1 protein-coding gene is annotated in these 293 nt (G+C 51.5%); it reads right to left on the reverse strand.

What is annotated here, in order from left to right; all coding sequences use genetic code 11:
* Positions 1-59: 59 nt before the first annotated feature.
* A partial coding sequence (locus tag AC1RPR_RS08720) for a hypothetical protein (protein WP_481763557.1) occupies positions 60-293 on the reverse strand: 234 nt, incomplete at its 5' end.

Below are 293 nucleotides of genomic sequence, written 5' to 3' on the forward strand. Positions count from 1 at the left end.
GCCTTCCAGCTCACTGATTGGAACAGGGACGCGTGTGTCTTCGAAGCTGATGGTGGTCTTCATTTACTCTCCAAACGAAGTTGTTGTACTTCCGAAATAACCTTGCGTACGTCGCTCGGGCCCGATGCCAAAAGCTCTACTAGAGCTTGCCTATCTGAGGCCTCTTTGCTCGTGCTCAGCTGGTGAACACGATTGACGTGCGGCAGTATAACAGTGCTAAACTCCGGATGCAAGCGCATTGTCTCGAAATGATCATGCGGAATCGACCCTTGACTCAGCAGATAGTTCTCGGC

Source organism: Dellaglioa sp. CoH-57-MRSF-22 (assembly GCF_056781895.1).